9 protein-coding genes and 3 pseudogenes are annotated in these 12,658 nt (G+C 68.4%); 5 read left to right on the top strand and 7 right to left on the bottom strand.

All coding sequences use genetic code 11. The annotated features are described in order from the left end of the window. Nucleotides 1-151 precede the first annotated feature (151 nt). Nucleotides 152-2,053, top strand: a complete 1,902-nt coding sequence (locus OL239_RS11475; RefSeq protein WP_268909057.1) for an FAD-binding monooxygenase — start codon at nt 152-154, stop codon at nt 2,051-2,053. Continuing rightward, on the top strand, nt 2,050-2,766 hold the full coding sequence (locus tag OL239_RS11470) for an IclR family transcriptional regulator (protein ID WP_268909056.1): 717 nt from the start codon (nt 2,050-2,052) through the stop codon (nt 2,764-2,766). Before OL239_RS11475 ends, OL239_RS11470 begins: the two co-directional genes overlap by 4 nt. Nucleotides 2,767-2,768: 2 nt before the next feature. Here the strand turns inward: OL239_RS11470 and OL239_RS11465 are convergent, their stop codons facing one another. After that, nucleotides 2,769-3,929 carry a DUF4232 domain-containing protein gene (locus OL239_RS11465; RefSeq protein ID WP_268909055.1) on the bottom strand — a complete coding sequence of 387 codons (1,161 nt, stop codon included), beginning with the start codon at nt 3,927-3,929 and terminating at the stop codon, nt 2,769-2,771. A gap of 208 nt (nt 3,930-4,137) precedes the next feature. Here OL239_RS11465 and OL239_RS11460 point away from each other — a divergent pair, with 208 nt between their 5' ends. Beyond that, entirely contained in the window at nt 4,138-4,884 is a 747-nt protein-coding gene (locus OL239_RS11460) for a maleylpyruvate isomerase family mycothiol-dependent enzyme (RefSeq protein ID WP_268909054.1), read from the top strand. Here OL239_RS11460 and OL239_RS11455 read toward each other — a convergent pair. The 6 genes and pseudogenes from OL239_RS11455 to OL239_RS11430 all read right to left on the bottom strand — a co-directional run bounded on the left by OL239_RS11455 (nt 4,881) and on the right by OL239_RS11430 (nt 10,510). Continuing rightward, on the bottom strand, nt 4,881-5,330 hold the full coding sequence (locus OL239_RS11455) for a hypothetical protein (RefSeq protein WP_268911826.1): 450 nt from the start codon (nt 5,328-5,330) through the stop codon (nt 4,881-4,883). The genes OL239_RS11460 and OL239_RS11455 overlap by 4 nt on opposite strands. 139 nt (nt 5,331-5,469) lie before the next feature. Continuing rightward, nucleotides 5,470-5,961 (bottom strand): annotated as a pseudogene (locus OL239_RS11450) (LssY C-terminal domain-containing protein); the annotation flags it as partial. 348 nt (nt 5,962-6,309) lie between these two features. Further along, a pseudogene (locus tag OL239_RS11445) lies at nt 6,310-7,826 on the bottom strand (GMC family oxidoreductase). 121 nt (nt 7,827-7,947) lie between these two features. Further along, nucleotides 7,948-9,376: pseudogene (locus OL239_RS11440) on the bottom strand (aldehyde dehydrogenase family protein). A 157-nt stretch (nt 9,377-9,533) separates the two neighbouring features. Beyond that, nucleotides 9,534-10,004 (bottom strand): helix-turn-helix domain-containing protein, encoded by a 471-nt coding sequence (locus tag OL239_RS11435; protein WP_268909053.1) that lies wholly within the window; start codon nt 10,002-10,004, stop codon nt 9,534-9,536. Then, nucleotides 9,992-10,510: a cupin domain-containing protein gene (locus OL239_RS11430; RefSeq protein ID WP_268909052.1), complete on the bottom strand. Its 519-nt coding sequence runs from the start codon at nt 10,508-10,510 to the stop codon at nt 9,992-9,994. The genes OL239_RS11435 and OL239_RS11430 overlap by 13 nt, the downstream gene beginning before the upstream one ends. 242 nt (nt 10,511-10,752) lie before the next feature. Here OL239_RS11430 and OL239_RS11425 point away from each other — a divergent pair, with 242 nt between their 5' ends. Continuing rightward, on the top strand, nt 10,753-11,901 hold the full coding sequence (locus OL239_RS11425; RefSeq protein ID WP_268909051.1) for a baeRF2 domain-containing protein: 1,149 nt from the start codon (nt 10,753-10,755) through the stop codon (nt 11,899-11,901). A 330-nt stretch (nt 11,902-12,231) separates the two neighbouring features. Next, nucleotides 12,232-12,573, top strand: a complete 342-nt coding sequence (locus OL239_RS11420) for a YciI family protein (protein WP_268909050.1) — start codon at nt 12,232-12,234, stop codon at nt 12,571-12,573. Nucleotides 12,574-12,658 lie beyond the last annotated feature (85 nt).

Genomic DNA, 12,658 nt, shown 5'->3' with positions numbered 1-12,658 from the left:
AGGACCCCTAAGCATTGCTAATTGTGAGCTGCGTCATGCGTCGAGTAGTCTGCTTACACCACGTGCATTCGACTATCGAACATGGTGTTCAATTATCGAACAGATAGGGCGTTGCACGGACGACAGAGAACACAACGAAGTGAGGACAACCGTGCAGTTTCACCACCACGGCTACGTATCCGGAGACCCGCGCATCGAGCCGGCGGCCGGCGTCGGCATCAACCGCCCCGACGAGTTGCCGGAGGAGGTGGACGTCCTCATCGTGGGTTCCGGACCGGCGGGCATGCTGGCCGCAGCCCAGCTGTCCCAGTTCCCCAACGTCACCACCCGCATCGTGGAACGCCGCGGCGGCCGCCTTGCCATCGGCCAGGCTGACGGCATCCAGGCCCGCAGTGTGGAGACCTTCCAGGCTTTCGGGTTCGCCGAGGAAATCACGGCCGAGGCCTACCGGATCACCGAAATGGCCTTCTGGCGCCCGGACCCGGAGCAGCCGGAGAACATCGTCCGGTCAGGGCGGGCGCTCGACGACGAAGGCGGCATCAGCGAATTCCCGCACCTGATTGTCAACCAGGCCCGCGTGCTGGATTACTTCACGCGGTACATGGCGTATTCGCCCACCCGGATGACTCCCGACTACGGCTTTGAGTTCCGGGGCCTGGAAGTCGACGACGACGCCGAGTACCCGGTGACCGTGACCCTGGTGCACACGGCAGGGCCCCTGGAAGGTTCCGAGCGCACCGTGAAGGCCAAGTACGTGGTGGGGGCCGACGGCGCCCGCAGCCGGGTCCGTGCCGCCATCGGCTGCACCCTGGCCGGCGACGCCGCCAACCACGCGTGGGGCGTCATGGATGTCCTCGCCAACACCGACTTCCCGGATATTCGCACCAAGTGCGCCATCCAGTCCTCCGACGGCGGCAGCATCCTGCTCATCCCGCGCGAAGGCGGGCACCTGTTCCGCATGTACGTGGATCTGGGAGTGGTCCCCGAGGATGACAACGGTGCGGTCCGCAAAACCACCATCGACCAGATCATCGCCACGGCCAACAGCATCCTGCACCCCTACACGCTGGATGTCCGCAATGTGGCCTGGCACAGCGTGTACGAAGTGGGCCACCGGCTCACCGACCGGTTCGACGACGTGCTGCCCGCCGACGTCGGCACCCGCACCCCTCGGGTGTTCATCACCGGCGATGCCTGCCACACCCACAGTGCCAAGGCCGGACAAGGGATGAACGTGTCCATGCAGGACGGGTTCAACATCGCGTGGAAACTCGGCCACGTGCTGGACGGACGCAGCCCGGAGAGCCTGCTCGCCACCTACTCTGCCGAGCGCCAGGTGGTCGCGAAGAACCTCATCGATTTCGATAAGGAATGGTCCACCCTGATGGCGAAGAAGCCCGAGGAGTTCGAGAACCCCTCGGATCTGGAGGACTTCTACGTACGCACCGCCGAGTTCCCGGCGGGCTTCATGACGCAGTACACGCCGTCGATGCTCATCGCGGATTCCGCCCACCAGGACCTGGCCTCGGGATTCCCCATCGGCAAGCGCTTCAAATCAGCGCCGGTGACGCGTGTGAGTGATGCCAATCCGGTCCAGCTCGGGCATCTGGCGAAGGCGGACGGCCGCTGGCGGATCTACGTATTCGCCGATCCGGCCCGGGCGGGAGAACCGTCACCGACCGCCGATCTTGCCGAGTGGCTCACGACCGCACCGGACTCGCCGCTGGCAGCAACCCCGGAGGGCGAGGACCGCGACGCCTGGTTCGATGTGAGGGTCATCTACCAGCAGGATCACACAGGCATCGACATCGGAGCCGCGCCGCAGGCATTCAAGCCGAAGGTCGGGCCATTCGGGCTCACTGATCTCGCGAAGGTGTTCGGCACCGATCCGGCCACGGACATCTTCGATGCGCGCGGACTCGACCGCTCCGGCGTCGTCGTCGTGGTCCGTCCGGACCAGTATGTGGCCAACGTCCTGCCGCTGACGGCCACGGCGGAACTGGCGGCCTTCTTTGCGCCGCTGCTGTCCGGCCGCCGGGTAGACACCGTGTGAACGCGGTGAAGCAGACGGTGGCCGCGTCCACCAGCCAGACCCTTTCCCGCGGCATCCGGGCCCTGGAGGTCCTGGCCGATTCCGCCGCGGGCCTTAGCATCGCCGAAATTGCGCAGGCCCTGGAGGTGCACCGGTCCAACGCGTATCGGATCCTGCGCACGCTGGAGGACCATTCTCTCGTATACCGGGATGACGCCGGCAAGTTTTCCATTGGTCCCGCGATGGCGGCGCTGGCACGCGGGGTAGCCCACCGGCTGCAGACCGCCGCCGTTCCCGAACTCACCGTTCTGTCCGCGGAACTGCAGATGACGGCGTTTATTGCCGTGTGGGACCGGCGCCAGTGCGTGACCCTGGTGTCGGTGGAGCCGCCCCGCGGCGAAGGGACGATTGTTCAACGCCCCGGAACCCGGCATTCATTTGCCGCCGGAGCAACGGGAATCGCGATTCAATCGGCCGTGACGGAAGCGCAGTGGGAGCAGCTGGCACCGGGGGAGCCGTACCGGGCGGAATCGCGGACCGCCGCCCGGACCGGATTCGCGGTCAGCCGCGACGAGGTCCTTCCGGGCGTCAGCTCGGTGGCCGTCCCGGTCCGCGTTCACGGACAGCTGCCGGCTGCCCTCGCCGTCGTGTACGTGACCAGCGACGTTCCGGCTGAAACACTCGGGGCGCGGGTGAAGGAGTCGGCGGCCGCCCTCGAGCAGCTGCTGCGGTAGCGTCAGCCCGGGGACTGGGACTCAGCCGCAGTCCATCGCGTTACTGTGAGGAACCCCGGTTCCGTCAGATCGATATCCACCTCCAGGTCCTGGCGGAGGCTCCCCGCAAAGGGCGCTAGCAAGAGGGTGCCCACCCGGGCCATGCCCGCTCCTGCGGTCCCGTTCCAGCCGATTTCGGCGGAGGCCGCCTGCCCCGGCTCGAGGATGACGGGCCCGGCGGCGGTGTCTTGGGTCATGAAGGATCCGCCGTGCACCGCGGTAATGTTCATGACCCATCCTTCGGTGTTCTCGAACGCCAGATCCGGGTAGTCCTGGACGACGCAGGCCCGGTCTCCGGTGTTCGTGACGGTCAGGCGGGCCCCGCGGTGCCCGGTGGCTGCGTCCCACCCGTCCACGCCCGCCAGCACCTCTTCTCCGGTACACCACTGCGGGTCCGGCGGCGCCAGCGACGGGCCTACCGGTTCGGCGCCGTACACCACGGGTTCCTGCGTCGGCACCACTTCGGGCTCGGTCATTGCCTGCGGGGCCGCCGCAAGCATGGGCGAAAGGATCAGCAGGGCAACGGACGCAGCGGTGAAGACGCCCAGCGGCCCGAACCACGGACGCGCAAAGCTGCCCTCGCGCTGAGGGCGGGCCGGGGAACCGGGAAGAGCCGGGGAACGGCGCCGGCCCGCAGACCCCGCGGACAGCAGGGCGGGCAGCCAGCCCCAAGCGACACCCCAATAGGCTCCGGCCAGCAGCAAAGGCGTCAGGGACTCAAAGAGGTAAATTTTCCGTGCCGGCGGCCATTCCGCCAGGACCAGACCGGCACCGAGGACAGCGGAACCGGCAACGGATGCCAGGATGATGCAGGCCCAGCCGGCGAGGAAAGCGGTGCGCCGGGAGGCGCCGGCGTCCCGGCCGGCGGAAGGGAGCAGCACGGCAGAAAAAGCCGCGACGGCCAGCGCCGCGAGGCCTGCCACGACTGTGAAGCCGGTACCGTCCAGCACGTACCTCAGGCGCTCGGGAAGTGTATCGGGGAAGACCAGCGTGACCAGCGACGATGCGCCGGCCAACGGACCGGAGGCCAACAGCAGGTTCCTGGCCAGCGCCGGCAGGATCCACAGGACGGCGACGGTGGCCGGAAGCAGCAGCGGGCGCAGACGATGCGCGGAGTTCCCCATCTGCGTCATGCTACTGGACGCAGCCGCCTAACCCAGGAGGGCCGTGTCTCCCAGCCACCGCGCTGAGAAGGGCGTCCAATCCGCCGGACACCGTGGCGGCTGCCGCCGGCCGGCGGTAGCCTGAGCGTCTCCAATCCAGTAGCGGAGTGGAAACGCGGGCGCATGAAGGCACCTCGGGACAGAGCAGTGGGACAGGACAGTGGCCGAAATGAAGAGCAGCAGTGAGATGGCAACCCTGTGGGCCTTAGTCCACACGGAACGGGCGCGGCTGGCCGAGGATCTCTCCAGTTTGTCCAATGAGCAGTGGCAGCACGGAACCCTCTGCGGGCAGTGGAATGTGGAACAGGTCCTTGCCCATCTCACCGCTGCAGCCAGCCTGAACCAGCGGCAGTGGCTGCAAAGCATGGTTGCCGCCCGCTTCCGCCCCGACGTGCACAACCAGCGGCGCCTTGCCGAGCACCTTGGCCGCACCCCGGACCAGACCCTCGCCCGCTTCCGCGAAGTCATCGACAGCACTGCCGCCCCCTCATCCCACACGGCCGCCTACCTCGGAGAGGTCGTGGTCCACGCCCAGGACATCCGCCAGCCGCTGGGTTTGCCGCGGACTCCGGACCTGGAAGCGCTGGCCCCGGTGGCCGAATTCTTTGCCGCACGGGACTTCACCGTTCCCAGCCGGTCCTATACGGACGGCCTGCAGCTGCGCGCCACCGACGCACGGTTCACGGCCGGCTACGGGCTGCTCGTTACGGGGCCGATCCTCGCCCTCGTCATGAGCATTGCGGGTCGCGCCGCCTACCTGCACCAGCTCACCGGGCCCGGCGCCGCGCTCCTGCGGGCGCGGGTGCAGCGCGGGTTAGGTGCCGGCGCGGGAGGCGGGAGGCTCTCGCCCGGGCGGCCGTCCGGGAAGAGTGAGTTCCACCGAAGCCGTCCCGGCGGAGCCCCGTTCGTGTCCTAGCTGCTGCGGCGGCGCCGGCCGCGGGCGTAAATCCTGGCCCGGCTGCTGGACAGCGCCAAAATGAGCAGGATGTCGAACGAATAGCCGAAGATGTTGCTGCCCAACGTATCGGCGGGACCGGTGAACACCGCGGCTACCTGCAGCACGATGGCACCGGCACTTAGGGACATGGCCGTCAACCGGGCAATGTTGCTGCCGCGCAGAATCAACACCGCCAGCACCGCCTCCACACAGGCAAACACGGCCAGCGTTACGCTGGCGGGAGCATATCCACTGCCCAAATCCGCCAGGCCGCGGCTCTGGGTACCGAGCAGCTCGGTCACCCAGACGGCGTCGGCAAACCGCGCCAGGAACGGTGCCGCCACGGTCAGGGCCGCTGCCCCGCGCAGGAACACCAGGACGGCGCCGAAGACGATGGGAGCGGGCCTGCGGCCCCGGCGCTTCATCCGGTGCGCTGCCCTGCGGTGCGGGCAGCTCCGGGCCCGGAGGCCGGGTTGCCGGCAGCCGGGAAAGGTCCGTCACCGGCAGATCTCCGTCGGTGGCAATCGAATCCCCGCCGCCGTTGCGGGAGTGGTAGCCGGTGGAGAAGTTGCTGATAACTTCCACGGATACCTCAGGGGAGGACTGCTTCAGGGACGCGACCAGATAGTCGCGTTCGGCGTCGATATTCTCCCCGACCCGGTGGGTGATCTGCAGCGTGAACAGGGACAGGCCGACGGCACGGTCAAAGGACGCTGCGGCCAGCCAGTCCGCAGCGATACCGCCCGGCAGCAGCCACCCGTCCGGGCAGCGCCAAAACCGGACGTGGTGGCGCTGCCGCGGATTGCCGTGCAGTTCCTGCTCGTACGCAAAGTCCTGCTGCCGGTCAAAGAGCAGCAGCGGGCTTACCGGTGCGTGGGGGTAGCTGCGGTGCAGCAGGGTGGAGGACACGATGCGCCAGGTGCTGGCTACGGTGACCGGATCCGCGAGCTTCCAGCCGGCCCGGTCCAGAGCCCCGCGCAGCTGGTCTCCGGTGCCCAGGAACGCGAGGTTGACGGCGTCGCCAAACAGCCCCGCGTTGGTGCGGGTGCGTCCCATGAAGTAGTTGGGGATGAAAATCTGCGACAGGATCCGGTACACCCGGGGCAGCACCAGGTAGGCCAGGGCCGCCCAGAACACCACCAGGAATCCGATATGCCGCACCTCCAGCGATTCGCGCAGCAGCAGCACGGCGAACCAGAGGGCGGCGAGGCCGCTAAAGGCGAAGAAGACCCGGTCAATGACGGTGGCAGCCGTGCCCGGTCCGGGCCCGGCAGCAGGAGGGCCGCCGCCTTCCGCCGCCGTCTGAGTCATAGGCAAACCTTTCCGTGCGCGGCGTTCGGACGTCAACACCCCCGGCGGTCAACACCCCCGGGGCGGGAGGCCGCGGTGGGTGGTGTGGACCGGTTAGGCGCCAGCCAGAATCATCGCGGCGGCGCGCTCGGCGATCATGATGGTGGGCGCGTTGGTGTTGCCGGTGGGCACCAGCGGCATGACGGAGGCATCCGCCACGCGCAGCCCCGGCATGCCGTGCACCCGCATGCTGCGCGGATCCACCACGGCTTCGGCGTCCAGGCCCATCTTGCAGGTGCCCACCTGGTGGTGGTACGTCACAGCCGTGTCCCGGACGTACTGTTCCAGGTCTTCGGCGCTGTCCGTGACCTGCGGGCCGGGATAGATTTCCTCGGCGCCCCATTCCCCGGCGAGGGCTGAGGTCCGGCCCAGTTCCCGGCACTGCCGCACCGAGGCGGCGAGGGAATCGACGTCGGCCTGCTCGGTGAGCGCACCCAGATCGATGCGGATCGGATCCTCCGGAGCCGGGCCGGACAGCGTGATTTCGCCGCGGCTGAGCGGGCGGACGATACCGGCAACCAGGGAGAATCCATTTTCCGGGCCGCTCATGGAGTCCAGGAAATACATGGGCAGCGAGAAATGAATGGGCTGGGTGTCCGGCACCGCCAGGTCCGGATTGGACTTCCAGAACAAGTGCGTTTCCGCCGCACCGACCTCCGGTGCCGGCACCGGCTTGGCAGTGGTGGTGAAAATGACCGGGGAGAGCAGATGGTCGTGCAGGTTCTTCCCGACACCGGGCAGGTCCAGCACCGGCTCGACGCCGGCCGCGCGCAGCTCCCCGGCCGGGCCAATCCCCGAGCGCAGCAGCACCTCGGGGAGCCGACCGCCCCGCCGGCCAACAGCGTCTCGTCTGCGCGCAGGGTCTGCACCGCGCCGTCCTGCAAGAACTCGACGCCCGCCACGGCACCGTTCTCAATCAGCAGCTGCCGCACGGTGGCACCGGTGAGCAGAGTCAGGTTCGGGTTATCCATGACGGGCCGCAGGTAGGCCTGCCAGGTGTTGAACCGCTTGCCTCCGCGGATGTTCAGCTGCATTCTGGACGCGCCTTCGACATCGCCCGAGTTATAGTCCGCGTTGATCATGATGCCCATTTCCGCGGCTCCGGCGAGGATGGATTCCTGTACCGGATTCATCGGAAAGTCGGCGACAACGTCGAGCGGACCGCCGGTGCCGCGGGACTCGGAGGCTCCGCCGTCGTAGTTTTCAATGGCCCGGAACACCGGCAGTACGTCCTCCCAGCCCCAGCCGGGGCAGCCGAGGTAGTTCCAGGTGTCGTAGTCCTGTTTCGCTCCGCGCACCCAGATGGTGGCGTTCAATGCATGTGAGCCGCCGAGAACCTTGCCGCGGGGCAGATGGATGCTCCGGTTCGAGCAGCCGGGCTGTTCCACGGTGTAGTAGTCCCAGTCCTCCGGGCCGTGCCAGAGTCCGCCGGCCTCGTGCACGTTGGCAATGATCGGATTGGTGTCCTCGCCGCCGGCCTCCAGGACGGTGACGCGGTGGCCGGCGTCGAGCAGGCGGCGGGCAAGGACGCAGCCGGCCGACCCGGCGCCGATGACGATGTAGGAATCCACGGGGAGGAGCCTTTCGGTAAAGCGGTGGGAGGTAAGGCGGCGGAAAAAGGAGCGGTGCCGGACCGGAGGGGGGACGGTCCGGCACCGCGGTCTGTGGGGGGAAGGAAAGAAGCGGGTGGCCTCAGTAACTGATGACCTGGGGTGCGCCGAGGTGTTTGAGGCCCTCGACGCCGAATTCCAGCCCGTAGCCGGACTGTTTGGTGCCGCCGAAGGGGATCCGGGGGTCCACGGTGCCGTGCTTGTTGATCCACACGGTCCCGGCCTCGATCCGTGCCGCGACCCCGCGGGCGGCGTCCCGGTCCGTGCCCCAGACCGAGGCGCCCAGGCCCACGTCCAGGCTGTTGGCCAGTTCCACGGCCTGGTCCACGGTGGAGTAGCGGATGATCGGCAGGGCGGGGCCGAACTGTTCCTCGACCACCAGGGCGTTGCCCGGATCGATGTCCGCGATCAGAGTGGTCGGATAAAAGTAGCCGGGCTGTTCGGGGTCCGGGTTGCCGCCCAGCAGCACCCGCCCGCCGGACGCCTTGGCCTGTTCCACCAGGTCCGCGACGATCTGGAACTGGGCTTCGTTCTGCAGCGGACCCAGCACATTGTTCTCGTCCAGGCCCACGCCCATCGGCATCCGGGCGGCAACGCCGGTGAGCGCATCGCAGACCGCGTCGTACAGGTCCTCGTGCACGTAGAGCCGTTTCATGGCGGCGCAGGTCTGCCCGGTGTTGATGAACGCACCCCAGAACAGGTCCTCGGCGATGGCCTGCGGATCCGCGTCCGGGAGCACGATGCCTGCGTCGTTGCCGCCCAGCTCCAGTGTCAGGCGTTTCACGGTGTCCGCGGAGGAGCGGATGATCGCCTTGCCGGTGGCGGTGGAACCCGTGAACATAATCTTGTCCACGTCCGGATGCGCGGCAAGGGTCTCTCCGACGCCGCGGCCGCCGGAGACCACCTGCAGCACGTCCGCGGGCAGCGCCTGGTTGATCGACGGCGGCCAGCGCCAGGACGGACAGCGGCGTGTACTCGGAGGGTTTCATCACCACGGTGTTGCCCATCCGCAGGGCCGGGGCGAGCTGCCAGACGCTGATCATCATGGGCCAGTTCCACGGACCGATGGCGCCCACGACGCCGAGCGGACGGTAATGCAGTTCGGCCCGCCCGCCGTCGTCGTCCACCAGCACCTCGGGCTCCAGATCGAACGACGCCGCGGCGCGCAGCCAGGCGGCGGCGCCGCCCACCTCGAACCGGGCATTGGGGCCGTTGAGCGGTTTGCCCTGCTCGCGGGACAGGAGTTCGGCGAGCGCTTCAGCCGAGGCATCCACGGCGCCCGCAGCCTGCATCAGGGCCCGGCACCGGCCGGCGTGGCCGAGTGCGGCCCAGGCCGGCTGCGCCGCGCGGGCGGCGGACACGGCTTTTTCGAGGTCCTCGACGGTGTGCACCGGGGCCCTGCCCACCAGCTCGCCGGTGGCCGGGTCGTTGATGTTCCGGCCCTCCCCGGCTGCCGAAACGGCGGCCAGAAGGTCCGAACAAGAGGTGAGGGTTGGGTCGGCGAGCGTCATGTCCTGCTCCTTTGCTGGATGTTCGGCCGGGTGCTCCATTCAACTGTGGCGCACACCATAGTGCCAGCGGTTGGCTTTGCGTGAGCAGTGCTTGGCAAATCGTGCACGCCCTGCCTCTCGCCACCCTTGTGCAGGGAAAGTGGCCCGTGAGCGCTGGTTACGTGCGCTGCCGGTAGGCGGAGGGGGAGCAGCCGTGGGCCGCGCGGAAAACCCGGCTGAAGTGCGCCGGATCGGGCAGGCCCCAGCGGGCCCCGATGGCCGCGATGGGTACGTCGGCCAGGAGCGGATCGGCAAGGTCGCGCCGTGCTCCGGCCAAGCGGCGGCCGCGGATCCAGGCGGCCGCAGTGGTGCCGCTGTCCTCGAACAGCTTGTGCAGGCTGCGGGTGGAAATGTAGTGCGCCGCCGCCACGTAGCCGGGGGACAAATCCGGGTTGGACAGCTGCCCGTCAATGAACAGCTGGATCCGGCGCAGCATCCTCGCGTTGCCTGTCCCGTCCGGTACAGGCCGGGAGTAGGCCTCGTCAGCGAGCAGGGTGGCCAGCAGATCCACGGTATTCATGGCCAGCCGGTGCGCGATCGGCCCGTCCAGCTCCGGCAGCATCCTCGCGGTCTGGGTCAAAAAGGGCACGACGGCGCGGCCCAGCCGGTGTTCCCTGCCCAGCGGGACCGCCGTGAGGCCCTCATCTGATCCGCGGACAGCCCCACCAGATGTTTGGGGAACATCAGCACCAGGGTGGAGAAGCTCTCGTCGAAGCGCAGGGTGTAGGGCTGGCCCGTGTCGTAAATGGCCAGCTCGCCGGTGCTGAGGACTGTTTCGCGGCCGCTCTGGCGGAGCACCCCGCTGCCGGAGAGCTGCAGGTTCAGTTTGTAGAAGCCGGAGCCCCCGGCTGTAACCAGGTCCGGCGTGCGCTCGACGGCGTGCGCCATGGCATCCACCTGGACGATGGCCAGTTCGCGCAGCTGGTGGCTGGTGAGCTGCCCGGTGAACGCTCTTTCTCCGCGGATTCCGGCCGGGGCGGTTTCCAGCGGTACAAAGGATGCCGAGATCAGCCGCTTCCATTCGTTAGAGGATCCGGCGCGGGCCACGGTGCCCGTTGCCGTGCGGACAGGCCCGGTGGGGAGCGCAGCCGTCATGGACCCCTTCCCGTCTGACCGCCTCCGGTCATTCTTACGACGGCAATCCTAGCGGTGCGGTGCTGCCCGAACGGCGACGGCGGCACAGTGTTACGGCCGGCGGTCCGGTGCGGTGGACGGACGGGTATGCCCGCAACGGCCCCTCAACTGCCGCAGCCCTGTAACTCCCCGCCTAAGCGGTGTTAGCGTGAGGCACGGATTGCATCGATGCGCGGCCGCCCCTGTGCGTAAAGGAGATCGACATGACGGAGCACCTCCACAAATTTGCGGATCTTTACCGGAAGCCGGGGCCTTGGTGCGTCGTCTATGTCGATGCCGGGGCCGGGGGCGCGCAGGGGGCCGAAGCAGCCGAAGCCCGTCGCGGCGATGTCCGGGCGGCACTGGCCCGGCAGGGGGCTGCTGCGGCGGATCTGGAGGCCATGGAAACTGCGGTGGAACCTGCGCGCGGGCTGCCCGCCCCGATCTCACGCTTTGTCCTCGTCCGGCAGGGAACGGCGGAACTGAACGAACTGCTGCCCGGACCGCTGGTGGCGCCGCCGCATATCTCCGTGGGCCCGGTTCCGGATCTGCTGCCGCTGCTCAAGCACCGCCCCGAGGAGTTTCCGTACGTGGTGGCCGAAGTGACGCGGGAGGACGCTGAGATCCGGCTGGAATACGTGGGCCGGCCCGGCTCCGGGACAGTGGCGGATGTCGAGGGGTCCAGCGAGGACATCAGCAAACTCCCCGGCGGTGAGGGCTGGGCGCAGGACAAGCAGCAGCGCCGGACCGAGGAGACCTGGCGCCGGAACGCTGACGAAGTTGCCGGACAGATCGACCGGATTGTGGACAGCAGCGGCGCCAGGCTGATTGCGCTCGCCGGCGACGTCCGTGCCCGGGGCCTGGTGCAGGACCAGCTGGCGGAGGCCCACAAGCCGCTCGTCAGCATGATCGATTCCGAGCCCCGCCCCGAAGACTCGCACCAGCAGATGTTCGAGGATAAGGTCCAGGAACTCATCGCCCTGCAGTGGGCGGCCGAACAGGCGCAGGTGCTCGACCGCCTCGCCCTGCAGGAAGGGCAGGCCAATCCCGAGTCGGCTACCGGTGTGGGCGCCGTGGTTACTGCGCTTCAGCAGGCCCAGGTGGAGGTGCTGATCCTGAATGACAGCGCGCTCGCCGACCGGCAGCTGCTGGCCCTGGGCGCCGAGCCGTGGGTGGCCACGGCGGAGGAGCAGACGCTCGGTGCGGAGGTGCTGGGACAGGTTCCCCTCCCGGCGGCGATGCTGCGCGCGGGCGCCCTGACGGACGCCAGCCTCCTGCTGGTGCCCGACGGCGTCCTGCCCGGCGGCGTCGACGTCGCAGCGCTGCTGCGCTGGCCCGTGGGCCCCGAAGCTCCCGGCGGCACCACGGTGTAAGGGGTGCCACATGGACCAGCCCATGGGCCAGTGTGTCAGTCTCATTCAAAATCAATCATTGGTCCGGCTTCTCTCAGGTTGGCGGAACTGCCTGGTCCTCCTTCGCCATGGTCCTCCCGGTCGCCGGCTCCCGGAACGCCCGGCGGAAGTTCCGGCGCCGCGTCGCAGGAGACAGTGCTGCAGCGGGGCCGCGTCCGGCCACCGGCGCGAGCTGAAACCGCGTGCTTAGTCCGCCGCCAGGGAAGCGGACCGTCCGCTGGACCTCGCGGATTGTGCGGCGGTGGGCGAGGATGAACGCATTCCGCCAGCCACAATAGAAGGAGCCGCCCCATGGCGAAGTACCTGATCTCGTTCCCCAGCAGCGCCATGGTTGTCCCGCGGGAGGAGCTGCCGGCGGTGGGGGCCGCCGCCCATGCCGTGCTTCAGGACGCCAAGGACGCCGGTGTGTGGGTGTTCGGCGGCGGTATCGATGAGAGCATTCCAGCGGTCCTGGTTGACGGTGCGGGGACCGTCATCGAGGGCACGTATCCGCAGACGCGGCAGATCGACGGCGGTTACACGGTGCTCGAGGTGTCCTCCCGCGGGGAAGCACTGGAGTGGGCGGCGAAGTTCGCTGCAGCCTGCCGCTGTGCTCAGGAAGTGCGTGCCTTTCAGTACGACCCCGCCAGCTGACGCGCAGGCCCGGATCTTTCGGCCGCCGGCGCTAACGCCAAGGCCGTTGGAGACGCGTGCACACAAGAACGGCAGGCCCCCGCAT

Source organism: Arthrobacter sp. ATA002 (assembly GCF_026898095.1).
GTDB lineage: Bacteria > Actinomycetota > Actinomycetes > Actinomycetales > Micrococcaceae > Arthrobacter_B.
This window is presented reverse-complemented; position numbering and strand designations above follow the sequence as displayed.

What these genes read in the sequence shown, in the direction of transcription:
- OL239_RS11465 (WP_268909055.1), bottom strand. Translation starts at nt 3,929, where the DNA reads ATGGGGAACTCCGCGCATCGTCTGCGCCCGCTGCTGCTTCCGGCCACC.
- OL239_RS11460 (WP_268909054.1), top strand. Translation starts at nt 4,138, where the DNA reads ATGAAGAGCAGCAGTGAGATGGCAACCCTGTGGGCCTTAGTCCACACG.
- OL239_RS11455 (WP_268911826.1), bottom strand. Translation starts at nt 5,330, where the DNA reads ATGAAGCGCCGGGGCCGCAGGCCCGCTCCCATCGTCTTCGGCGCCGTC.
- OL239_RS11430 (WP_268909052.1), bottom strand. Translation starts at nt 10,510, where the DNA reads ATGACGGCTGCGCTCCCCACCGGGCCTGTCCGCACGGCAACGGGCACC.
- OL239_RS11425 (WP_268909051.1), top strand. Translation starts at nt 10,753, where the DNA reads ATGACGGAGCACCTCCACAAATTTGCGGATCTTTACCGGAAGCCGGGG.
- OL239_RS11420 (WP_268909050.1), top strand. Translation starts at nt 12,232, where the DNA reads ATGGCGAAGTACCTGATCTCGTTCCCCAGCAGCGCCATGGTTGTCCCG.